The organism is Bradyrhizobium sp. AUGA SZCCT0160 (genome assembly GCF_018130105.1).
Taxonomy (GTDB): Bacteria; Pseudomonadota; Alphaproteobacteria; order Rhizobiales; family Xanthobacteraceae; genus Bradyrhizobium.
Window position 1 is genome coordinate 1 of sequence record NZ_JAFCMD010000031.1, and the last position, 21692, is coordinate 21692.

The 21692-nt window shown below is 63.2% G+C and carries 18 protein-coding genes and 2 pseudogenes; 12 read left to right on the forward strand and 8 right to left on the reverse strand.

All coding sequences use genetic code 11. The annotated features are described in order from the left end of the window. Positions 1 to 575 precede the first annotated feature (575 nt). From JQ558_RS33495 to JQ558_RS33505, 3 genes are all read right to left on the reverse strand, one after another. Positions 576 to 1016 carry a hypothetical protein gene (locus JQ558_RS33495; RefSeq protein WP_212208590.1) on the reverse strand — a complete coding sequence of 147 codons (441 nt, stop codon included), beginning with the start codon at positions 1014 to 1016 and terminating at the stop codon, positions 576 to 578. Between the two features lie 115 nt (positions 1017 to 1131). After that, on the reverse strand, positions 1132 to 1500 hold the full coding sequence (locus JQ558_RS33500) for a YqjD family protein (protein WP_212208589.1): 369 nt from the start codon (positions 1498 to 1500) through the stop codon (positions 1132 to 1134). Between the two features lie 81 nt (positions 1501 to 1581). Beyond that, positions 1582 to 2634: an AI-2E family transporter gene (locus JQ558_RS33505; RefSeq protein ID WP_212296441.1), complete on the reverse strand. Its 1053-nt coding sequence runs from the start codon at positions 2632 to 2634 to the stop codon at positions 1582 to 1584. A 438-nt stretch (positions 2635 to 3072) separates the two neighbouring features. Between JQ558_RS33505 and JQ558_RS33510 the strand changes: the two genes are divergently transcribed. Next, a complete protein-coding gene (locus tag JQ558_RS33510) occupies positions 3073 to 3834 on the forward strand; it encodes a L,D-transpeptidase (RefSeq protein WP_212296419.1) in 762 nt (253 codons plus the stop codon). A 25-nt stretch (positions 3835 to 3859) separates the two neighbouring features. Further along, positions 3860 to 4492: a DUF2865 domain-containing protein gene (locus tag JQ558_RS33515; protein WP_212296420.1), complete on the forward strand. Its 633-nt coding sequence runs from the start codon at positions 3860 to 3862 to the stop codon at positions 4490 to 4492. A 140-nt stretch (positions 4493 to 4632) separates the two neighbouring features. On the opposite strand, the pseudogene JQ558_RS33520 reads toward JQ558_RS33515, so the two are convergent. Beyond that, positions 4633 to 6728 (reverse strand): annotated as a pseudogene (locus JQ558_RS33520) (methyl-accepting chemotaxis protein). Positions 6729 to 6920: 192 nt separating this feature from the next. On the opposite strand from JQ558_RS33520, the gene JQ558_RS33525 reads away from it, so the two are divergent. Continuing rightward, the gene (locus JQ558_RS33525; protein ID WP_211999735.1) at positions 6921 to 7076 is read left to right on the forward strand and encodes a Thivi_2564 family membrane protein; all 156 of its coding nucleotides are present in this window, start codon (positions 6921 to 6923) and stop codon (positions 7074 to 7076) included. Positions 7077 to 7121: 45 nt separating this feature from the next. Here the strand turns inward: JQ558_RS33525 and JQ558_RS33530 are convergent, their stop codons facing one another. Then, positions 7122 to 7322 (reverse strand): CsbD family protein, encoded by a 201-nt coding sequence (locus JQ558_RS33530; protein WP_212208585.1) that lies wholly within the window; start codon positions 7320 to 7322, stop codon positions 7122 to 7124. 263 nt (positions 7323 to 7585) lie between these two features. On the opposite strand from JQ558_RS33530, the gene JQ558_RS33535 reads away from it, so the two are divergent. Continuing rightward, entirely contained in the window at positions 7586 to 9274 is a 1689-nt protein-coding gene (locus JQ558_RS33535; protein WP_212296421.1) for a methyl-accepting chemotaxis protein, read from the forward strand. 62 nt (positions 9275 to 9336) lie between these two features. Here JQ558_RS33535 and JQ558_RS33540 read toward each other — a convergent pair whose 3' ends face one another. Beyond that, positions 9337 to 11505: a malate synthase G gene (locus JQ558_RS33540; protein ID WP_212296422.1), complete on the reverse strand. Its 2169-nt coding sequence runs from the start codon at positions 11503 to 11505 to the stop codon at positions 9337 to 9339. A gap of 154 nt (positions 11506 to 11659) precedes the next feature. Between JQ558_RS33540 and JQ558_RS37620 the strand changes: the two are divergent. Next, positions 11660 to 11892 (forward strand): annotated as a pseudogene (locus JQ558_RS37620) (transposase); the annotation flags it as partial. Between the two features lie 164 nt (positions 11893 to 12056). Here JQ558_RS37620 and cysC read toward each other — a convergent pair. Next, positions 12057 to 13973 carry an adenylyl-sulfate kinase gene (cysC, locus tag JQ558_RS33545; protein ID WP_212296423.1) on the reverse strand — a complete coding sequence of 639 codons (1917 nt, stop codon included), beginning with the start codon at positions 13971 to 13973 and terminating at the stop codon, positions 12057 to 12059. Positions 13974 to 13997: 24 nt separating this feature from the next. Further along, complete coding sequence (gene cysD / locus JQ558_RS33550) at positions 13998 to 14792, reverse strand: sulfate adenylyltransferase subunit CysD (RefSeq protein WP_192737217.1); 795 nt, start codon at positions 14790 to 14792, stop codon at positions 13998 to 14000. A 254-nt stretch (positions 14793 to 15046) separates the two neighbouring features. Between cysD and cysG the strand changes: the two genes are divergently transcribed. The 7 genes from cysG (at position 15047) to cysT (ending at position 21689) form a co-directional block, all read left to right on the forward strand. Continuing rightward, positions 15047 to 16483 carry a siroheme synthase CysG gene (gene cysG / locus JQ558_RS33555; protein WP_212208581.1) on the forward strand — a complete coding sequence of 479 codons (1437 nt, stop codon included), beginning with the start codon at positions 15047 to 15049 and terminating at the stop codon, positions 16481 to 16483. Further along, positions 16480 to 16797 carry a DUF2849 domain-containing protein gene (locus tag JQ558_RS33560; RefSeq protein ID WP_192737192.1) on the forward strand — a complete coding sequence of 106 codons (318 nt, stop codon included), beginning with the start codon at positions 16480 to 16482 and terminating at the stop codon, positions 16795 to 16797. Before cysG ends, JQ558_RS33560 begins: the two co-directional genes overlap by 4 nt. 12 nt (positions 16798 to 16809) lie before the next feature. Then, positions 16810 to 18465, forward strand: coding sequence for a nitrite/sulfite reductase (locus JQ558_RS33565; protein WP_212296424.1), 1656 nt, complete (start codon positions 16810 to 16812; stop codon positions 18463 to 18465). After that, the gene (locus JQ558_RS33570; RefSeq protein WP_212208579.1) at positions 18452 to 18967 is read left to right on the forward strand and encodes a DUF934 domain-containing protein; all 516 of its coding nucleotides are present in this window, start codon (positions 18452 to 18454) and stop codon (positions 18965 to 18967) included. The genes JQ558_RS33565 and JQ558_RS33570 overlap by 14 nt, the downstream gene beginning before the upstream one ends. Next, complete coding sequence (locus JQ558_RS33575; protein ID WP_212296425.1) at positions 18964 to 19695, forward strand: phosphoadenylyl-sulfate reductase; 732 nt, start codon at positions 18964 to 18966, stop codon at positions 19693 to 19695. The genes JQ558_RS33570 and JQ558_RS33575 overlap by 4 nt, the downstream gene beginning before the upstream one ends. 121 nt (positions 19696 to 19816) lie before the next feature. After that, a complete protein-coding gene (locus JQ558_RS33580) occupies positions 19817 to 20806 on the forward strand; it encodes a sulfate ABC transporter substrate-binding protein (RefSeq protein ID WP_212296426.1) in 990 nt (329 codons plus the stop codon). 76 nt (positions 20807 to 20882) lie between these two features. After that, entirely contained in the window at positions 20883 to 21689 is an 807-nt protein-coding gene (cysT, locus tag JQ558_RS33585; protein WP_283814204.1) for a sulfate ABC transporter permease subunit CysT, read from the forward strand. The last annotated feature ends 3 nt before the right edge of the window (positions 21690 to 21692 follow it).

Consider the following 21692-nt stretch of genomic DNA (forward strand, 5'->3'; position numbering starts at 1 on the left):
CCTGGTCAGAAGGGCGTCGGCCGTCGTCACGGACGTTGGGCGGGTTGCGGTGGACGCTTGTTCACGTCTGACGACGGCGTGGATTAAGCGTACGGCAAAACCGTGTGGTCCTGGCACCCGTTGCAGGTGTCAAGCTGTCGGGTAGGCGAGAGCTGAACCGGCGGCGACGGAGTCAACCAAGAACTCGTCTCCGGGGAGAGCGCGATATAAGCCGTAAAGCCATTGCGCAGGGAAGGCCGGGTGTTCTCCGCTGCCCTGTATGCTCGTGTGCATTTTGTTTTGTGCTAACCGCACACGGGACCGCGGGTGCAGCGCGCACCCGGTCTTCCCTGCGCCCTCATATTTCGAGGGCAAGGATTTCTGGCAAAGCTCGGGCGCAATGCGTCGCGAGAACGCGAAGGTGTGTTCAGTACAGTGCAGCAACAAGCACGCTGTCGTCCCGGCCTTGAGCCGGGACCCATACGCCGCGGCCCATCGGTTAGGAGCGCTGGCGTTAGAGACCTTCTGCAAACAAGAACTGCCGCGGCGTATGGGTCCCGGCTCAAGGCCGGGACGACAGCAGAGAGAGTACCAACCTACTCCGCCGGGGCCTCGCCTCCGGCCTGGCTCTGGCCGCGGCTGGCCAAAAATCCGAGCGCCAGGCCGCCGACCGCGAGAATCGGAATCAGCTTCTTGATGCCGATCGCGCGCACCAACTGGACGCCGGCCGCGACCAGCATCGGATCGGCCAGCATGGTTTGGGCGGCGGATTTTGTGGTCTCCTTGACGCGCGTCTCGATCTGTTTTTTGCGCACCATGTAGGAGATCGTCGCGATCATCGTCACCACGAAGAAGATGCCGGCGCCGGTCAGACAAGCATAAACGGGGCCATACTTCTCCAGCACGAAGATGAAGGCGGCCGCGCACAGAAACGATGTGGTGACGAGCAAAGCAACGGCGGCTGCTGCCGCCAGCGAGGTCAGCCGGAGCGCAGTGCCGGTCGAATCCTTGAAGTCATCGATCAGTCGCTGAAACATGGGCCCGCCTCGATCTGAAAAGAGCATCAACAAAAGAAACGACCTCGCGCCAGCGCCGCCATCGAGAGACGAAGGCTGGCTTTCCGGCGCGGGTCATCATTGCATCATCGCCGGATTACCGGCGCCACATCGCGCCGAGCAGGAAGCCCACGCCGAGTGCGAGGCCGACGGTTGCCAGCGGCCGCTGCGTGATGACGTCTTCCAGCGATTCCTCGATCGAGGAAGCCGCATCCTGAGCCGCGTCCATCATGGCGCTGCCGCGCTCGGACATGTCGTCCACCGCCTGCTCCGCATTGGCGCGCGCCTGCCTGTAGCCGCGGCGCGCCTGCTTGCCCGCGGTGCCGGCAAAACTGTTGAGCGCATCGGTGATCTGGTCGGTGAGGGCTGCGATATCGTTTTTCACGGCGGTTACATCCTTTTCCAGGCGTTCGTAGGTCGCTTTATCCGTCATGCTCTTTGCGGCTTCGCCATTCGTCATCGACATCAAAAGCTCCCGGGCACTCAATTTGCGTATCGAGGAAACGCCTGCCCGAAGCGGAAGTTCCTGCTGCGAAACCCTTTGATTCTAGGGCAACTGCGGCGAATTGACCGGCATCAGATGCTCCTTGAGGATCAGCGCGACGATCAGGATCGGCGACGCCAGGAATGCGCCCATCGGTCCCCACAGCCAGGTCCAAAACGCCAGCGCGATGAACACCGCCAGCGCGTTGAGCTCGAGCCTGCGGCCGACGATCGTCGGCGTCAGGAAATGGCCCTCGAGGAAGGTCATCGCCGCAAACAGCAGCGGCGCGAGCAGCCCTGCGCTGATCGTCGGGAAGGCGACAAGGCCGACCACCACGAGCACGACGAACATCGCGACCGGTCCGATGATCGGAATGTAGTTCAAGGTCGCGGCCAGCGCGCCGAGGGCTGCCGGATTGGGCATGCCCGTGACTGCGCAGATGATGCCGGTTGCGATGCCGACGCCGACATTGATCATCGTCACCATGATCAGATAGCTGCCCAGGTGCTCCTCGATCTCGTTGAGGATCCGCAGCGTTCGCAACCGTACCGGCCGGTCGCCGAAATTCATCACCATTGCCCGTCGCAGGTCCTTCCAGCTCGCGATGAACAGGATCAGGGTGGCGACGAACAGCAGGAACTCGGCGAGGGTCGGCGACAGGAATTCAAGCGTCGGCTGCACCCATTCGAATTTCGGTATGTGGAATGTCGCCAGCGTGTCGGAGCTGCCGAGCAGGCCTTGCAGCTGACGCCACAGCGCCAGCGGCCGGTCGAAGACGTGCATTTTTTCCTTCAGCTCTGCCCCCAGTTCCGGAAGCCTGCCGCTCCATTCCATCACCGGCGACGCAATCAGGCCGATCATGAAGGCTGCGCCGGTGACGACGGCAGACACGATCAGGACGGCGCCCAGCGCCCGGGGTATCCGATAGCGCTCGAGGAAGTTCGCCGCCGGCGACAGCATCGTGCCGACGATGAACGCCATCGTGACTGGCAGGAAGAACGGTTTCGCGGCGTAGAGCACGGCGACGATGCAGATGATCAGCAACGATACCAGCGAGAAGGCGACGATTTCGGCGCGGCTGATCAGCGGAGGCAGTTCGACATGGCCGTCGGGCAGCGGTTTGCCTTCTGCCGCACTAGCTTTTTGACGGTCGCCCTGCGAAGCCTTGTGGTCAGAGGTCTTGTTGTCTGAGGCCTTGCCGTCGGATGGCTTTCGTTCAGTTGGCTTGTGCTCGCCTTGCGCCGGCCTGCGTTCCGTCGGGCTGCTTTCATCGGACGGCGCCCTGCGTTCTTCTGGCAAAGGTTTGGGCGGCGAGACACGCACAACGGTTCTCCCCCGCGCGAGGCGGTGATGACATGGCAGCCGCGACGTCGCCCCGCGAACCGAATTCTCAGGTCACACAACAGAAGGTCGAGGCAAAAGTTCCATCGCGGAAGCGTGAGTGCCGGTGGCTTGACAGCAAGCCTGCCAGCTCGAGTCGCAGGGAACTGCGCAGCCCCGGTCGCGTTGCCCATCCAGAGCATCACACGATGCGTATCCAACCGGGGCAGTCCCATGACGAAGTCCTCTCATCGCCGGCGTCCGTCGCGCGTAACCCACGCGCTCGTCTTCATCAGCACCATGCTGCTGGCCCCCTCGGTATTCTCCAGCGCGGCGAGCGCGCAGCTGCTGGGTTATGCCTCCACCCAGCCAAACGCGTTTCCCGCGGATGAGGTGATGGTTGAGCCGGCAACGCCCGACGCGGGCGTCGTGCCGGAGCGGCTGCGCCGTGCCGTGGTCGCTTTCAACACGTCGGAGGCGCCCGGTACCATCGTGATCGATACCGGCAACACCGCGCTGTATTACGTGCTTGGGCAGGGCCGCGCCGTTCGCTATGGCGTCGGCGTCGGCCGCGAAGGCTTTACCTGGTCCGGCGTACAGACCATCAGCCGCAAGGCGGAGTGGCCGGATTGGCATCCGCCGGCCGAGATGATCGCGCGCCAGCCCTATCTGCCGCGCTTCATGGCCGGAGGCCCAGGCAATCCGCTCGGCGCCCGGGCGATGTATCTCGGGTCCAGCCAGTACCGCATCCACGGCACCAACGATCCCTCGACGATCGGCAAGTTCGTTTCCTCAGGCTGCATTCGCCTGACGAATGAGGACGTCAGTGATCTCTTCAGCCGGGTCGATGTCGGCACCAAGGTCGTGGTGCTGCCGAAGAACGCGCCGCGCATGGAGACGCGCACCACCATCAGCGTGCGGCCGGCACGTCCGGCGCTGACGCCGCCGCCCTCGGGGCGGCAGGCAATGAATTTGACGGCGTCGCAGCTCAACTGAGCCGACGACCCAGCGGGAGAAGCGAATGCACGTGAGTAGAATGGCAATCCTGGGCGCGGCGGCTTTGGCAGGCGCTTCTGCGCTGGCGCCTGCGGCGCAGGCCCAGGACTTCTTCTCGGCCCTGTTCGGCGGCATGGGTCGGGCGAGGGGCCCTTATATTTCGTTGCCGTTTGCGAACGACGGCGGACCGATGCCGGTTCAGCGCAGCGAGGCGCGGCGTTATGGCGGCGGCGGTCAGGCGTTTTGCGTGCGTACCTGCGACGGACGCTATTTTCCGGTGACTGGCTCCGACAATGCCAGCCGTGCGGCGTCCTGCGACAGCTTCTGCCCGGCCAGCGAGACCAAGGTGTTCTACGGCAGCAACATCGACAACGCCGCCGAGAACGGAAAGCCCTATTCGGAACTGCCGAACGCGTTCCGCTATCGCAACGAACTCGTGGCCGGGTGCACCTGCAACGACAAGGATCAGATCGGGCTCGCACAGGTCAAGATCGAGGCCGATCCGACCTTGCGCAAGGGCGACATCGTCGCCGGAGAAAACGGTTTGCTGGTGGCCGGCCGCAGCGCCGACAAGCGCGGCGCCGAGCTGAACTTCTCACCCGCCTCGGACAAGCTGCGCGCGAAATATGAACGCGTGCCGGTGGTGGCGCGGGAGTGAATGAGATTGGTTAGGGACGCGACATCTCAACTTCCGTCATGGCCGGGCTTGACCCGGCCATCCACGTCTGTGGTGTCGACGGAAAAGTAAGTCGTGGATGCCCGGGTCAAGCCCGGGCATGACAGCTCCCGTTGGAATAATCAGGCCGCGCGGATCTTGCCGAGGAACTGAGTGACCTGAGTACCCAACTGCTTGCTCTGCGTTTCCAGCGTCTCGGAGGCGTGCTTGACGTCGTCGGCAGCGGCGGCTGCCGCATCGGCGTCGGTTTTCACGCCCGAGATGTTGTCGGAGACGTTCTTGGTGCCCTGCGCGGCGAATTGCGTGCTGCGCGTGATCTCCTGCGTCGCGGCGCCCTGTTCCTGCACGGCGGCCGCAATCGCGGTCGCGACCTCGTTGACCTCGCCGATGATGCCGCCGATGCCCTTGATGGCTTCGATCGCCTCGTTCGCGACCTTCTGAATGTCGGAGATCTGCTCGGAGATTTCCTCGGTCGCCTTCGCGGTCTGGCTTGCCAGCGATTTGACTTCGGAAGCCACCACCGCAAAGCCGCGGCCGGCTTCACCGGCGCGGGCAGCCTCGATGGTCGCATTCAGCGCCAACAGGTTGGTCTGGGCGGCGATCGAGTTGATCAGCCCGACGACTTCGCCGATCCGGCCGGCGGAAGCGGCAAGGCCCTGCACGGTGCCGTCGGTCTCACGCGCCTGGCTCACCGCGCGGCTGGCAATGCCGGCGGCGTGCGCGGCCTGCTGGCTGATGTCGTTGATCGAGGCGCTCAGTTCTTCCGACGCGGCCGCAACGGTCTCGACGCTCATCGAGGCTTCGCTGGAGGCCTTTTCGGCCACCTCAACCCGCGCGTTGGTCTGGCGGGAAACCGCGGACAGGCCGTCCGAGGTGGTTCGCATCTGGCCGGACGCGTCGCCCAGCTGGTCGAGCGATTGGCGCACCAGGCTCTCGAATTCGCCGACATAGGTTTCGATCGCCTGCTGCCGCGCGGTGGCGCCGGCATTGCGTTCGCGCTCCTGCGCCTCGTCCGGACCTTGTCTTCGGCCTGCTGCTTGAACGTCTCCAGCGCGCCGGCGAGCGCGCCGATTTCATCCTTGCGCACCGCATAGCCGGTGTCGACGGTCAGGTCGCCGGCGGCGACCTTCAGCATGGCGTCGCGCATATTGTGCAGCGGCTTGATGACGCGGCGGGTGACGAGAATCAGCGCGCCGAACGTCAACGCCAGCGCGCCGACCAGCAGCACCAGTTGCACCACCAGCGCACGCCGCGCCGAGGAATACTGCATCACGGTATGGTCCCGGGCAGCGTCGAGCGCCGCTTCGGCGACGTTGACGGCGGCCGAGAGTCGTCCCACCGTGATCGGGCTCCACTGGTTCGCCGTCAGTTCAGGCTTCTCGCCGGCGATCAGCGCCGTCAGCAGGCGTTCGCGCAAGGCGAGATAATCCGGTTCGAAATAGGCTTTCTTGGTCGCAGCCATCGCGCTCGAAAGCGCCGGCGGCAGTTGCATGCCAGTGGCGGTCAGTTCCAGCGCATTCCAGGCGGCCTCGGCGCCACCGCTGAACTTGGTGTGGGCCATGCGGGTCTCCGCCGTCGCCTTTCCGGTGCCCAGTCCATTGGAAATCAACAGCGAAGCTTCGCCCGCGGTATTACGCAGCAACCAGGCGATCTGCTTGATCGCGAGCAACTGGTCGATCACCGGATCCTGATGGTTGACATTGGCGGCAAGCGTCCCCGAGAGCTTGTCGAGGGTGGTGAGCAGCGCGCCCGTCGTGTCCATGTACTCCTTGGCGAGCGCCGGACGGCGGGGGGATTCCTTGGGCTGAGCCATGGCTTCCCAGAATTCCTTCTGCTGTGCCTGCAGTTGCTTGAACAGGCGGTCGAATTCGGAGACCAGCGTCGCTTGCTGCGCGAATTCGATCTTGCCGAGCTGACCAAGTGCGCTGTTCATCGCCGGCATTTCCGTGTCACGAAGGCCGCGCAGATACTTTTCGATGTCGCTGTCCATCGGCGCGTTGCCATTCAACAACCGGTTGGTCGTGGAGCGGTCGGTACGCAGATTATGCATTGCCTTGAACATATTGGCGGATGCGTCGGTGACCACCGAGATGCGGTTTGCCACCTGCAGGCGGCCCCAGGCATCCCAGGCGTTGAGCGAGAAGCCCACCACGATGCAGAAGGCGGTGGCCAGGATGACGGTCTTCAGCAGCGCGGATACGGTCAGACGGTTCAACATGATGCTCCCCCAAAGCCGCGGTCATTTGGGGCGAAAAGGGTAAATACTTAGACAGCGCCTGCGTAGTAGAACTACGGAGCCATTGAAATGGTTGAAGTTTTCATTTTACACGCAGGTTCCCCGCCCGGAACCCAATGTGAGGTGACACGTTAACAAAATACCAACAGCGCTATTCCAGCCGAGGGGGCCCGCATGCTTGTCAGCGTACTCGTCACGTTTCTCGTCGTTATTCTCGTTCTCTATCTCATCAACCTGCTGCCGCTTGATGGCCGCGCCAAACAGATCGCGCGAGTCGTGGTGATCATCCTCGGCGTGATCTCGCTGTTGAAATACATCGCCGTGATCTAGCGACAAAAAGCCCCGGCGATGCCGGGGCTTTTCATCTTGCAGTGATTATCTGAGGGTCTTGAACCAATCGTCCACGTCCTTGTGGATCTGGTCCTTGGCGAAGCCATAGCGTTGCTGCAGCTTGCCTTCGAGTTGCTCACGACGGCCTTCGATCACATCGAGATCGTCGTCGGTGAGCTTGCCCCATTTCTCCTTGGCGGCGCCCTTGAACTGTTTCCAGTTTCCTTCAATCCGGTTCCAATCCATCGTCATCTCTCCATGTGAGTTGGGATGAATTCTCAACGGGCGCACGATCCAAACGTTCCTGCGGTGCGGCAAAGCGGCACCAGCCCTGCGACAGATCGCGCGCCACCTCCCGTATTTGAACGGGGCCCGGCTGCAGAAACTGCGGTTGTATGCGACGGCAAACTGAACGTTAACGCGAGTAGGCAATAATCTTCGCGTTTCAAGCGAATTTAAGTTCGGCTCACCAAGAGCGGAACCGGATCGATATTGAGGAAACGTTGGCAATGAAGCTTCGTTTGACGATCACGCGGGCCATAGTCCTGTTCGGTCTTGTCACGGCAATCGGCCTGGGGGCCGTGGTGTTCACCGGCATCTTCGCGCTCGGCGAGGTCAAGGTCGGCGGACCCCTCTACAACAAACTCAAGCTCGGCAACGATCTGATCGCCGACATCCTGCCGCCGCCGGAATATGTGATCGAATCCTATCTCGAAGCCACCCTTGCGCTGAACAATCCGGCTGAACTCGCCAACCGTCGCGAGCGGCTGAAGCAATTGAAAAAGGAATATGACGAGCGCCACGCGTTCTGGGTGAAGTCTGACCTGGAGCCAATGGTGAAGGCGAAGTTCGTTGTGGATTCGCATCGCGAGGTGCAGCGCTTCTGGACCGCCATCGAGCAGGCGTTCCTGCCGGCCTTGGCCAAGGCAGACGCCGCCGCCTCGGCAAAGGCGTATTCGGAAATCTCGGCCGCCTATCTGGCGCACCGCGCCCTGATCGACGAAATCGTCAAGAAGACCACTGACGACAACGCGGCCATCGAAACGGCCGCGACCCAGCGTGTCGGCACGTTCAACGTTATTCTGTGGGGCATCTCGGCCCTGGTGTTCCTGATCATTGGCGGCGGCCTTGTCGGCGTCGGCCTCGGTGTGATCCGGCCGATGACCCGCATGACCGGCGTGATGGCACGGCTCGCCGGCGGTGGATTGGATATTGAAATACCGTCCCTCAAACGGACGGATGAAGTCGGCGCCATGGCCCGCGCGGTCCAGGTGTTCAGGGAAAACGCGCTGCGCGTTCAGGCCATGGAATCCGAGCAAGCCGGTCTCAAGCTCAAGGCGGAGGAAGAACGCAAGCTGGCGATGAGCCAGGTCGCCGACGGCTTCGAGCAGGCGATCGGCAAGATCATCGAGGCCGTCTCAACGGCCTCTTCCGAGATCGAACTCGCCGCCGGCAGCCTGACCAGGACGGCGGAAACCAGTCACAAGCATACGGCAGAGGCGGCATCCGCTTCCGACCGTTCATCGGCCAATGCGCAATCGGCGGCCGCCGCTTCGGAGCAGATGGCTTCCTCGGTGACCGAAATCGGCCGTCAGGTGAAGCAATCGGAAGACATCACCCATGCCGCCGTGCGTCAGGCCGAGCAGACCAATGAGCGGATCGCGGAACTGTCGCAGGCGGCCGGCCGCATCGGCGAAGTCGTCAAGCTGATCGCGGCGGTGGCCGAGCAGACCAATCTGCTGGCGCTCAATGCGACGATCGAAGCGGCGCGCGCCGGCGAGGCGGGGCGGGGCTTTGCGGTGGTTGCTTCCGAGGTCAAGGCGCTTGCCGCCCAAACCGCCAAGGCGACCGAGGAAATCGGCGCCCAGATCACCCAGATGCAGTCGGCAACGGAGCAGTCGGTGTCCGCGATCAAGGCGATCGGCGGCACGATCGGGCAGATCTCCGCGATTTCAACGGCGATCGCCGCCGCGGTCGAACAACAGGGCACCGCGACGCAGGAGATTGCGCGCAACGTCCAGCAAGCCGCCCAGGGCGCCATCGAGGTCGGCGGCTGCCTCGCCGATGTCAGTCGCGGTTCGGCCGACACCCAGGCGGCGGCCGAACAGGTTCATAGTTCCGCCCGTTCGCTCTCGCAGGAAGGCAATTGCCTCAAACTCGAGGTCGGAAAATTCCTGCAGACGATACGCGCGGCCTGAAGAAGGCGCGAATGGCGAATGGTGAGTAGCGAATAGAATTTCCATTCGCCACTCGCCACTCCCTATTCGCCGCTTTGGCTTGCCTTGGCTTCGCGACGGCGGGCGGTGAGGATGAATTCGGTGTAGCCGTTCGGCTGCTCGCGGCCCTTGAACACCAGGTCGCACGCCGCCTTGAAGGCGACGCCGTCGAAGGCGGGTGCCATCGGCTTGTACAGCGCATCGCCCTTGTTCTGGCCGTCGACCACGACCGCCATTCTCTTTAGGGATTCCATCACCTGATCCTTGGTGATGACGCCCTGATGCAGCCAGTTGGCCAGATGTTGCGCCGAGATGCGCAGGGTGGCGCGGTCTTCCATCAGGCCGACGCCGTGGATGTCAGGTACCTTCGAGCAGCCGACGCCCTGGTCGATCCAGCGCACGACGTAACCCAAAATGCCCTGGCAGTTGTTGTCGATCTCCTGCTTCACATCGTCAGGCGCCCAGTTCGACTGCGACACCGGGATGGTGAGGATGTCGGAGAGTTTGGCGCGCTGGCCGCCCCTGGCGAGCTCCTGCTGGCGCGCCTGCACGTTGATCTCATGATAATGCAGCGCATGCAGCGTGGCGGCGGTCGGCGACGGCACCCAGGCGGTGGTGGCGCCGGCCTGCGGGTGGCCGATCTTCTGCGTCAGCATGTCGGCCATCTTGTCGGGGGCGGCCCACATGCCCTTGCCGATCTGGGCATGGCCGGGCAGGCCGTCGATCAGGCCCATGTCGACGTTCCAGTCTTCATAGGCCTTGATCCAGGGCTGCGCCTTCATGTCGTTCTTGCGGATCATCGGACCCGCTTCCATCGAGGTGTGGATCTCGTCACCGGTGCGGTCGAGGAAGCCGGTGTTGATGAAGCAGATCCGTTTCGAGGCGTTCTGGATGCAGGCCTTGAGGTTGACCGTGGTGCGGCGCTCCTCGTCCATGATGCCGACCTTCATGGTGTTTTCCGGCAGCGACAGCATCTTCTCGACTTCGCCGAACAGCTCACAGGTCAGCGCGACCTCGTCGGGGCCGTGCATCTTCGGCTTGACGATATAGACCGAGCCGGTGCGGCTGTTCTTCGTCTTCGAAGAGCCCTTGAGATCGTGGATCGCCAGCAGGCCGGCGACCGCGGCATCGAGCAGGCCTTCCGGAATTTCCTCGCCCTTTGAATCCAGCACAGCGTCGGTGAACATGTGATGGCCGACATTGCGCATCAATAGCAGGCTGCGGCCGTGCAGCGTCAGGTCCTTGCCGTCGGGCGTCTTGTAGATGCGGTCAGGGTTGAGCGAGCGCTTGAGCGTCTTGCCGCCCTTTTCGAAATCCGCCGACAGCGTGCCGTCCATCAGGCCGAGCGTGTTGCGATAAACCAGCACCTTGTCCTCGGCATCGACGGCGGCGACGCTGTCTTCCATGTCGAGGATGGTGGACACCGCCGATTCCAGGATCATGTCGGCGACGCCGGCCGGATCGTCCTTGCCGATGGTATTGCTGCGGTCGATTTTGACCTCGACATGCATGCCGTTGTTGACCAAGAGGATTGCGGTCGGCGCGGCAGGATCACCCTGATAGCCGGCGAACTGTTCGGCCGACTTCAGCGCGGTGGCGTTGCCGCTCAGCTTGGCCGAGAGCTGGCCGGCGATCACGCTGTAGGAGGTCACATTGGTGTGGCTGCCGGTCGCGAGCGGCACGGCGGCATCGAGGAATGCCTTGGCCTTGGCGATCACCTTGTCGCCGCGCGCCTTGTTGTAGCCGCGGCCAGCCTCGCTTGGATCGTGCGGGATCGCGTCGGTGCCGTAGAAAGCATCATACAGGCTGCCCCAGCGGGCATTCGCTGCGTTCAGCGCGTAGCGGGCGTTGGTCAGGGGAACGACGAGCTGCGGACCGCAGATCTTGCCGATTTCCTCGTCGACATTTGCCGTCTCGACCTTGTGGGTCGCGGGCTCCGGCAAGAGATAGCCGATCTCCTTGAGGAAAGCCGTGTAGGCGTTCATGTCGAACGCCTTGCCCTTGTTGGCACGGTGCCAGCCATCGATCTTGGCCTGCAGCGCGTCGCGAACGGCGAGAAGTTCGCGATTCTTCGGTCCCAGTTTGGCGATGATGGCGGCAAGCCCGGCCCAGAATGCGTCGGGGGAAATCCCGGTATTGGGGGTCGCCTCCTTGGCGATGAAATCGAACAGTTCGGGGGCGATCTTCAATCCGTTGGTATCGACACGATTCATGATGGGCTTTCTCGGGTGGAAACGGCGAACAGGAGGGCGTTTTCAGTGTGAAAACAGCAAAAAGCGCGCCAAAAGCGGCAGCGTCGGCCGCCCTTTTAGCCCTAAAGCCGGGTCGATGAGAAGGCCCCAAAAAGCCTAGATATTGGCCGATTAGCGTGGCATCTGGCAGCGGCGCTACTGGGGGCATACGATCCGCGACGAGAGGGATTTCTCGCGTCACGTCGATTACATCCATATCAATCCGGTCAGCATGGATTGGTGACGCGAGCGCGGGGCTGGCCGTTTTCGTCGTTCCATCGCATGGTGAAGCTTGGGGTTTATCCGGAGGATTGGGCTGGCGACGTGCATGAGCCCGAAAACGACGGCAGGTTTGGCGAACGGGATTAAACCCACGGAGCAGGATGATGGGTTTCGCGAAGGGCTCAACCCATCCTACGGCCTAGGCGTGCAGCGCGTAGGATGGGTTGAGCCCTTGCGAAACCCATCAATCAATCCGCTCGAGCCGAGAGGATGGGTTTCGCAAGAGCTCAACCCATCCTACAGACAGCGCTTTAGATATTGGCCGCGAGATCGACCAGTTCGTCGAACAGAACGCCGGTCTCCGCCAGCATCCGCTCGATCGTATCGGTGGCATCGGCAACCGAACCGCTCGAGGTGTCGATCCGCAGCTCGCTCTGGGTCGGCGGCTGGTAGTCATTGCCGATCCCGGTGAAGGATTGCAGCGTGCCTGCGCGTGCCTTGGCGTAATGACCCTTGGGGTCGCGGCTTTCGCAGATTTCGGCCGGTGTTGCGACATAGATTTCGCGGAATGCGGCGTCGGCAATGCGGCGCGCCGCGGCGCGATCATCGGCCGAGGGGGAAACCGCGGCGACGATGGCGATGTGGCCATTGCGCGCCAGGTGGGTTGCGACTTCGGCGAGCCTTCGGATATTTTCGGTGCGATCCTGCGCCGAGAAACCGAGATCGCCATTGAGGCCGGCGCGCAGCGTATCGCCGTCGAGCAGGATGGGCGAACCGCCATTGCCGAACAGCCGGCGCTCCAATGCGCGGGCCAGCGTCGATTTGCCCGAACCGGGCAAGCCGGTCAGCCAGATCACCGCGCCGTTGTGGCGATAGCGCGCCGAGCGTTCCTCGGGGCGCAGCGCAGATTCCACCGGAACGATATCGATCGGAACGGCGCGTTGTCCGGCATCGACCGACAGCACGAGGCCGCCGCCGGCAATGCGGCCATTGACTTCGATCACCAGCCGTCCGGTGCGCGGATTGTCCTGATAGGGATCAGCCGCGACCGGCTGCGCCAGCGAGATATCGATTTCGCCAACGTGATTGCGCGCGATCGACCTGGTCTCCGCGTTGGAGAGTTCGCCGGGATCGATCGCCTTCTCGATCGCGACCACATGGGCGCGGCTTTCGCGGGTGCCGAGGCGGATCAGGATCTGCTCGCCCTTGGCGAGCGGCTTGTCGTGGAGCCAGAAAATCCGGGCGCGAATCCGCCGCGTATCGCGCGGGGTCGCGCCGGCATGGGCGATCACGTCGCCGCGTTCGATGAACAATTCGCGGTCGAGCGTGATGCCGACCGAGCGGCCGGCGCCGTGGCTGCCGTTGACAGGAGTTACCGGCCAGCTCTCGACGGTCTTGATCTTCGCGATCTTGCCGGCAGGCATGATGACGATCTCGTCGCCGGCGCTGAGACTGCCGGATTCGATGCGGCCGGCGACGATGCGGCGATCGTCGAATTTGTAGATCGCCTGCACTGGCAGCCGCAGCGCCAGCTGCTCCAGCGGCCGTGCCGGTTCGAGCGCATCGAGCGCCTCGACGACGCTCGGCCCCTGGTACCAGGAGATCCGCGGCGTGCGTTCGGCAACGCCGTCGCCGTCGCGCGCGGAAATCGGAATCACCGCAGACGGCGTCACGCCGAGGCCGGTCAGATGCGAAGAAATCTCGTCGCTGATCTCCTTGAAGCGATCGGCGCTGAAATCGACGCGGTCCATCTTGTTGACGACGACGGCGACCTGCTTGATGCCGAGCAGATGCAGCAAATAGCCGTGCCGACGCGTTTGGTCGCGCACGCCTTCCAGCGCGTCGATGATCAGCACCGCGCCGTCGGCCTGCGAGGCGCCGGTGATCATGTTGCGCAGGAATTCAGCGTGACCGGGCGCGTCGATCAGGACCACGTCGCGCGAGCGGGTGCGGAAGCGGATCTGCGTGGTGTCGATGGTGATGCCCTGGTCGCGTTCGGTTTGCAGCGCATCCAGGAGAAACGACCATTCGAACGGCATGCCGCGCCGCGCGCTGACCGCCTTGAGCATTTCCAGCTTGCCCTCGGGCAGGCTGCCGGTTTCATGCAGCAGGCGGCCGACCAGGGTGGATTTGCCATGGTCGACATGGCCGACGATGACGATGCGAATCTGCGGCCGCGTGGTGCCGTTGGGTGTCGCCAATACGCTTGAGGGGAGGATCATGTTCATCGCAGCACTCACACCTAATGTCCGTCAGAGATAACCGGCGACACGCAGCCGCTCGAAGGCATCTTCGGTTTCGTGATCGAGCGCGCGGCCCGCACGTTCCGGCACCTTGGTGCCGTCGAGTTCGGTCAGGATCTCATCGATGCTGGAGGCGGTCGACGCCACCGGATTGGTGATGTCCTGATCGCCCAGCGAGCGATAACGCTTGCCGTCCTTCGACAGATACAGCGGGATGATCGGAATGTTCTCGCGCTTGGTGTAGGCCCAGATGTCGGCCTCGGTCCAATGCAGGATCGGGTGGATGCGCAAATGCGCCCCTTGCGGCGGCGAGGCGTTGAAATGGTCCCAGAATTCCGGGGGCTGATCGCGCACATCCCAGCCGCCTTCGAGGCCGCGCGGCGAGAACACGCGCTCCTTGGCGCGGGTGGCTTCCTCGTCGCGGCGAATGCCGGCGATCAATCCGTCAAAGCCGTATTTGGTCAGCGCCCATTTGAGGCCTTCGGTCTTGCGGGCGGCGGAACGCGCGGCCGGCGGCAGTGTCGGATCGACGGCGTCGATCGGAGGGCAGGGCTCGATCTTGAGATCGAGCTCCCATTCCTTGCCGAAGCGATCGCGGAACGCATACATCTCGGCAAATTTCTTGCCGGTGTCGACATGCAAGGCCGGGAACGGCACGCGGCCGAAGAAGGCCTTGCGCGCCAGCCAGATCATGACGTTGGAATCCTTGCCCAGCGACCACAGCAGCGCCAGCTTCTTCAACCGCGCGAAGGCTTCGCGCAGAATGTAGATGCTCTGCGCCTCGAGCTCGTCGAGGTGGTCCATCGAGGGCGGCGGCAGCTGCCCATGGACCAGAATTTTGGGCGCGGATGAGGCCTGGTTGAGGGCCGCGGACTGCAACCCGTGTCCGCCGGATTCCTTGTTGAGAAGATGCATCTCTTGGCCTTGGACTTGAGAGTGGAAAAATTCTAAAGTTGCACCGCAATAGAGAAGAAATAATTTTCTCTTTGCAGGCCTTGATCGAGAGATAAATAGAAAATAATTTCAGTCAACCCCCAAGTTGGGGAAGCGAGTATCTGATGCGCTATCTGCCTGTGTTTCTGGATCTGCAAAGCGGCAAGGTGCTGCTCGTTGGAGCGGGCGACCTCGCGCGCGCCAAATTGCGCTTGCTCGCCGCTGCCGGCGCGCAGGTCCGCTGGTTCGCGACCGACGGCGATCAGGACCTCTCCGGCCTCGCCGCCGACGACGTGGCGCGGATCGAGCCTGATGCCGGTGATCCGCTCACCGCCGATCTGGCTGGGGTGATCGCGATCCTCTGCGCCGGGGCCGGCGACATCGGCGTGGCGATGTCGGTACGCGCCAAGGCGGTCGGACTACCCGTCAATGTGATGGATGACCTCGTCCATTCGACTTTCATCTTTCCCGCCATCGTCGATCGCGGCGACGTCGTCGTTGCCGTCGGCACCGGCGGCACTTCGCCTGTCGTGGCGCGCCGCGTGCGAGAGTCTATCGAGGCTGTCCTGCCGGCGCGGATCGGCGACCTCGCCGGCTTCATCGGCGGCTTTCGCAAAGCGATGCATGCGCGGATCCCCGAATTTTCGTTGCGCCGCCGTTTCTGGGAACGCGTGATCGACGGCCCGATCGGCGCGCTGGTGCTGGCCGGACGCACGGACGAAGCCGCGAAGCAACTGCAGGCGATCGCGAACCCTTCCGCTTTCGCCGGTGCCAATGATCAGGGCAAGGCCGAAGGCCGGGTGACGCTGGTCGGCGCCGGGCCCGGCGATCCGGACCTGCTCACCATCAAGGCGCTGCGCGCGCTGCAGGATGCCGACGTCGTTTTTTATGACGAACTGGTATCGCCGGAGATTCTCGATCGCGTGCGCCGCGATGCCTCGCGCATTCCGGTCGGCCGCCGCGTCGGCAAGCCCGGCATCGGCCAGGATGCGATCAACAAGCTGCTGATCGAGGCAGCGAGATCAGGACAACGCGCGGTGCGGCTGAAGGGCGGCGATCCCTTCATCTTCGGCCGTGGCGGCGAGGAAATCGAAGTGTTGCGCGCGGCCGGTGTCGCCTACTCGGTGGTGCCGGGCATCACCGCTGGGTTGGGCGCCGCGGCGCAGTTCGAAGCGCCGCTGACCTATCGCCACGAGGCGCTGCGCATCACCTTCCTCACCGCCCACAAGGCGAGGGACGCCGAGACCGTCGACTGGTCGGTGCTGACAGACAAGAAGATGACCATCGTGGTCTACATGGGCATGACCGCCGCACCCGCGATCCGTGCGGGCCTGCTCGCCGCCGGACGCTTGCCGCAAACGCCGGTCGGCGTGTTCGCGCGGGTGACGCGGCCGGACGCCCAGGCGGTGGTCGGCACGCTCGAACATTTGCCGGCGCTGGTCGATCAAATCGACGGCGGTCCCGCCGTTCTCATCATCGGTGACGTGGTCGCGCATTCCGCACCGTGGCGCCAATCAGATCTCGATCAAGTGATCTCCGAATTGAGGGATGCTGCAGAATGACTTCTCCGTTACAACAAAAAATCAAGATCACGGGGCCCTCGATGGTCACCGCCAACCGCACCTGGGATGGCGTCGTGATCTATCGCACCGCGCAGCAAGGCTGGTCGGCGAACCTGTCGGATGCCGCGATCGTGCGCACCTCGGATGAGGCGCGAACACTGCTTGGCGAAGCCACCGCCGATGACGTCGGCGCGATCGGCCCTTATATCGCGCCGGTCGAACTCAAGGACGGCGGCGAGATCAAGCCCGGCAATCTCCGCGAACATATCCGGTCGGAAGGCCTCACCATCGATCTGCTTCCGGTTCCGGCGTAAGGCATATCCATCATGTACGCATATGACGAACTCGATCGCACGCTGATCAACGAACGCGTGTCTGAATTCCGCGACCAGGTGAAGCGCCGCCTCTCCGGCGAGCTCACCGAGGACGAATTCAAGATGCTGCGCCTGCAGAACGGCGTCTATCTGCAGCTGCACGCCTACATGTTCCGCGTCGCGATCCCCTACGGCACGCTGTCGTCCAAGCAGCTGCGCGCGCTGGCCCGTGTCGGACGCCGCTACGACCGCGGCTATGGCCATTTCACCACAAGGCAGAACATCCAGTTCAACTGGATCAAGCTCGCCGAATTGCCGGACGCGCTCGCGGACCTTGCCGAGGTCGGCATCCATGCGATGCAGACGTCCGGCAACAACATGCGCAACGTCACCTCTGACCAATGGGCCGGCGTCGCGCCGGGCGAGGTCGAGGATCCCCGCATCTGGTCGGAAATCCTGCGCCAGCACACCACGCTGCATCCGGAATTCTCCTTCCTGCCGCGCAAGTTCAAGATCGCCATCACGGCATCCGAGCACGACCGTGCGGCGATCAAGGTGCACGACATCGGGCTGCGCCTGTACAAGAACGCGGAAGGCGAGACCGGCTTTGAAGTGCTGGTCGGCGGCGGTCTCGGCCGGACGCCGTTCATCGGCAAGACCATCAAGCCGTTCGTGCACGGCCGCGACATCCTGAGCTATGTCGAGGCGATCCTGCGCGTCTACAACCAGTACGGCCGTCGCGACAACATCTACAAGGCCCGCATCAAGATCCTGGTGCACGAGCTCGGCATCGAGAAATTCGCGCGCGAGGTCGACGAGGAATGGAAGCAGATGGGCGACGTCGGATTGACGCTCGACTATTCCGTCATCGAGGAGGTGCGTTCGCGCTTCTCCTATCCGGCCTATGAAAAGCTGCCGCACATGCCGGACGAGCTGAAACAGGCCGCGCATGATCCGCTGTTCGAACGCTGGCGCAGGAACTCCGTGTTCCCGCACAAGGTCCAGGGCTATTCGATCGTGACGATCTCGCTGAAGCCGGTGGGCGCACCGCCCGGCGACGCCACCTCCGACCAGATGGATGCGGTCGCCGATCTCGCCGACCGCTACTCCTTCGGCGAAATCCGTGTCGGCCACGAACAGAATCTGTGCCTGCCGCATGTCGCCAAGCGCGACCTGCCGCAACTATGGAAGGCGCTCGACCGGATCGGGCTCGCCACGCCGAACGTCAATCTGGTCACCGACATCATCGCCTGCCCCGGGCTGGACTATTGCTCGCTGGCCAATGCGCGCTCGATCCCGATCGCGCAGGAGCTGACCCGTCGGTTCGCCAATCACGACACCGCCGAGCTGATCGGCCGGCTGCACATCAACATCTCCGGCTGCATCAACGCCTGCGGACATCACCACGTCGGCCATATCGGCATTCTCGGCGTCGAGAAGAACGGCGAGGAGTTTTACCAGATCACGATCGGCGGCCGCGCCGACGAGGGCGCGCAGATGGGTACGCTGATCGGTCCGGCGATTCCCTATGCGGAAGTCGCCGACGTGATCGAGGATATCGTCGAAGCCTATCTCGCACTGCGTGATCGCCCCGAGGAATTGTTCGTGGATGCGGTAAAGCGCCTGGGTGTCGAGCCATTCAAGGAGCGGGTCTATGCCACTCGTTAAGCAGGGTAGAATCACCACCGATCTGTTCGTCCATGTGGCCGACGGCGCCGAGTTGCCCGGCGACGGCGCGATCCTCCTTCCGGCGGCGCGGTTCCTCGAGGATGCGGAAGCGCTGCTGAAGCGCGCGGGCAAGGTCGGCGTGATCTGGCCGAACAACCGCGACCTCGACGATCTCGTGCCGTATCTCGGCCGGCTGGCCGCGGTGGCGCTGGTGTTTCCCTCGTTCCGCGACGGCCGCGCCTACAGCCAGGCGCGCCTGCTGCGCGAACGTCACGGCTTCGACGGCGAACTGCGCGCCACCGGCCAGGTGTTGCGCGATCAGTTCGTGTTCATGCTGCGCGCCGGTTTCGACACGTTCGAAGTGAAGAAGAACAGCGACGCCGAGGCGTTTGCTTCTACCGCAAAAAGCTATTCGGTGTTCTACCAGCCGACCGGCGACGGCCGCCTCACCGCGCTGCATCGGCGGATGCAGCTGCGTCATTCGGAGAGTGCCGGCCAGTGAACGCGCTCGTACCCCAGGCCGTGATAGAGAAAGCTTTGGACCTGTCGGCGGCGCAGGCGCTCGATCGCGCGCTGCGTAGCGCCTCATCAGCGGAAGTCATTGAAGCGGCGTTGAAGACCGTCGGCCGCGATAAATTGGCGGTGGTCTCGTCGTTCGGTACCGAATCGGCGGCACTGCTCAAGGTGATGGCAGACGTCGATCCGGCGATTCCCGTGATCTTCCTCGACACCGGCTGGCTGTTCGAGGAGACGCTGGCCTATCGCGACACGTTGATCGAAACGCTCGGCCTGCGCGACGTCCGCTCGATCAAGCCGCTTGAAGAAACCTTGTCGCGCGAGGATCCGGACCGCGAATTGTGGTTCTCCGATCCCGACGCGTGCTGCCGTATCCGTAAAGTCGAGCCGCTGGCGCGGGCGTTGGCGCCGTTTTCGGCCTGGATCAACGGCCGCAAGCGCTTCCAGGGCGGCCTGCGCGCCGAGATGGCGGTCGTCGAAGACGACGGCGCCAGGCTGAAATTCAACCCGTTCGCCAATGTCGCGCGCGAAGACATCGAGGCGATCTACCAGCTTGCGAAATTGCCGCCGCATCCGCTGGTGGCGTCGGGCTACCTGTCGGTCGGATGCATGCCGTGCAGCAGCCGGACCTCGCCTGATGAAGACGCGCGTGCCGGTCGCTGGCGCGGAAGAGCCAAGACAGAATGCGGCATCCACACGATCAAGACTTCATAGGACAATGAACTGCACCGCCGCAAACAATGAAAAGCGGTTTCGTTGACTAAAGGCCACTTCACCGCGAGTTATGTCCCGCGTGTTCCGGTGATATCCTTCACCAGGCCGAATGGAGATTGAGATGTTCCGTCGTATTCTGCCCCTCGTCGCGGGACTGCTCTGGGCAGGTTCTGCGCTCGCTGCCGATGTAACGCTGCTCAACGTGTCGTACGATCCGACGCGCGAGCTCTATGCCGATTTCAACAAGGCGTTCATTGCCGCTTACAGTAAGGAAACCGGCAAGAGCGTCGAGATCAAGCAGTCGCATGGCGGCTCCGGCTCGCAGGCGCGTTCTGTGATCGACGGATTGCAGGCGGATGTGGTCACGCTGGCGCTGGCCTATGATATCGATGCGATCGCCGGCAAGGGCCTGGTGGCGCCGGACTGGCAGAAGCGCTTGCCGCTCAACGCCTCGCCCTACACGTCGACGATCGTGTTTCTGGTGCGCAAGGGCAATCCCAAGGCCATCAAGGATTGGGACGATTTGATTAAATCCGGCGTCAGCGTCATCACGCCGAACCCGAAAACATCAGGCGGCGCGCGCTGGAATTATCTGGCGGCATGGGGCTATGCCGAGAAAAAATTCGGTTCGTCCGACAAGGCCAAAAAATTCGTCGGCGATCTCTTCAAGAACGTGCCGGTGCTCGATACCGGCGCGCGGGGCTCGACGGTGACCTTCGTCGAGCGCGGTGTCGGCGACGTGCTGCTGGCATGGGAGAACGAGGCGTTCCTGGCGCAGCGCGAATTCGGCAAGGACAAGTTCGAGATCGTCTCGCCGCCGCTGTCGATCCTGGCCGAGCCGCCGGTCTCCGTCGTCGACAAGGTGGCCGACAAGAAAGGCACCCGCGCGGCGGCTGAAGCCTACCTGAAATACTGGTATACCAAGGAAGGTCAGGAAATCGCCGCACGCAATTCCTATCGTCCGCGCGATTCGGAGATCGCCCGGGAATACGAAAAATCTTTCGCCAAGGTCGAACTTTTCACGATCGACGACGTTTTCGGTGGTTGGGCAAAGGCGCAGAAGGAACATTTTGCCGAAGGCGGTATCTTCGACCAGATCTACAAGAACTGAGCTCTAGAACGGATCTGGGCGATTTACCGAGCAATCAGGGGGACTTGTGAGCATAGCGGTGGCACGGCGGAGCAGCTTGCCGGGGTTTGGTCTCACCATGGGACTGACCCTGACATGGCTCTCCATTATTATCCTGTTGCCGCTGGCCGGCCTGTTTCTCAAGACGTTCGAGCTCAGCCTTGATCAGTTCTGGGGCATCATCACCAGCCGCCGCACGCTCAATGCGCTGAAGATTTCGTTCGGGCTTTCGTTTCTCGCCGCCCTGGTCAATCTGGTGATGGGGACCATCATCGTCTGGGCGCTGGTGCGTTATCGCTTTCCCGGCCGCCGGCTGTTCGATGCCATCGTCGACATCCCCTTTGCGCTGCCGACCGCGGTCGCCGGCGTCGCTCTCACGCAACTGTTCGCCCAAAAAGGCTGGCTCGGTGCGCCGCTGGCCGAACTCGGCATCAAGGTCGCGTTCACGCCGATCGGGATCTTCCTCGCGATGGTATTCATCGGCATTCCCTTCGTGGTGCGGACGGTGCAGCCGGTCCTGCAGGATCTCGACGTCGAGATCGAGGAGGCGGCGGCGAGTCTCGGCGCCAACCGCTGGCACACGGTGTTCAGGGTGATCCTGCCGAGCTTGATTCCGGCGCTGTTGACCGGTTTTGCGCTGGCGTTCGCGCGCGCGGTCGGTGAATACGGCTCCGTCATCTTCATTGCCGGCAATCTGCCGAACGTGTCGGAAATCGCGCCTCTCCTGATCGTGATCCGGCTCTCCGAGTTCCGCTACGCCGATGCGACCGCGATTGCGGTTGTCATGCTGCTGGCGTCGTTCCTGATCATCTTCGCGGTCAATCGCCTGCAGCGCTGGGCCCAAACCCGTATTCCGGCGCATTGAGGG

Bases quoted from the DNA above. Each gene is read 5' to 3' on its own strand.
- JQ558_RS33570 (WP_212208579.1), top strand. From the start codon at position 18,452: ATGCCACTCGTTAAGCAGGGTAGAATCACCACCGATCTGTTCGTCCAT.
- cysC (WP_212296423.1), bottom strand. From the start codon at position 13,973: ATGAACATGATCCTCCCCTCAAGCGTATTGGCGACACCCAACGGCACC.
- cysG (WP_212208581.1), top strand. From the start codon at position 15,047: ATGCGCTATCTGCCTGTGTTTCTGGATCTGCAAAGCGGCAAGGTGCTG.
- JQ558_RS33500 (WP_212208589.1), bottom strand. From the start codon at position 1,500: ATGTCGATGACGAATGGCGAAGCCGCAAAGAGCATGACGGATAAAGCG.
- JQ558_RS33515 (WP_212296420.1), top strand. From the start codon at position 3,860: ATGCACGTGAGTAGAATGGCAATCCTGGGCGCGGCGGCTTTGGCAGGC.
- JQ558_RS33510 (WP_212296419.1), top strand. From the start codon at position 3,073: ATGACGAAGTCCTCTCATCGCCGGCGTCCGTCGCGCGTAACCCACGCG.
- JQ558_RS33540 (WP_212296422.1), bottom strand. From the start codon at position 11,505: ATGAATCGTGTCGATACCAACGGATTGAAGATCGCCCCCGAACTGTTC.
- JQ558_RS33525 (WP_211999735.1), top strand. From the start codon at position 6,921: ATGCTTGTCAGCGTACTCGTCACGTTTCTCGTCGTTATTCTCGTTCTC.
- JQ558_RS33580 (WP_212296426.1), top strand. From the start codon at position 19,817: ATGTTCCGTCGTATTCTGCCCCTCGTCGCGGGACTGCTCTGGGCAGGT.
- JQ558_RS33535 (WP_212296421.1), top strand. From the start codon at position 7,586: ATGAAGCTTCGTTTGACGATCACGCGGGCCATAGTCCTGTTCGGTCTT.
- JQ558_RS33530 (WP_212208585.1), bottom strand. From the start codon at position 7,322: ATGGATTGGAACCGGATTGAAGGAAACTGGAAACAGTTCAAGGGCGCC.
- JQ558_RS33495 (WP_212208590.1), bottom strand. From the start codon at position 1,016: ATGTTTCAGCGACTGATCGATGACTTCAAGGATTCGACCGGCACTGCG.
- cysD (WP_192737217.1), bottom strand. From the start codon at position 14,792: ATGGACCACCTCGACGAGCTCGAGGCGCAGAGCATCTACATTCTGCGC.
- JQ558_RS33560 (WP_192737192.1), top strand. From the start codon at position 16,480: ATGACTTCTCCGTTACAACAAAAAATCAAGATCACGGGGCCCTCGATG.
- JQ558_RS33565 (WP_212296424.1), top strand. From the start codon at position 16,810: ATGTACGCATATGACGAACTCGATCGCACGCTGATCAACGAACGCGTG.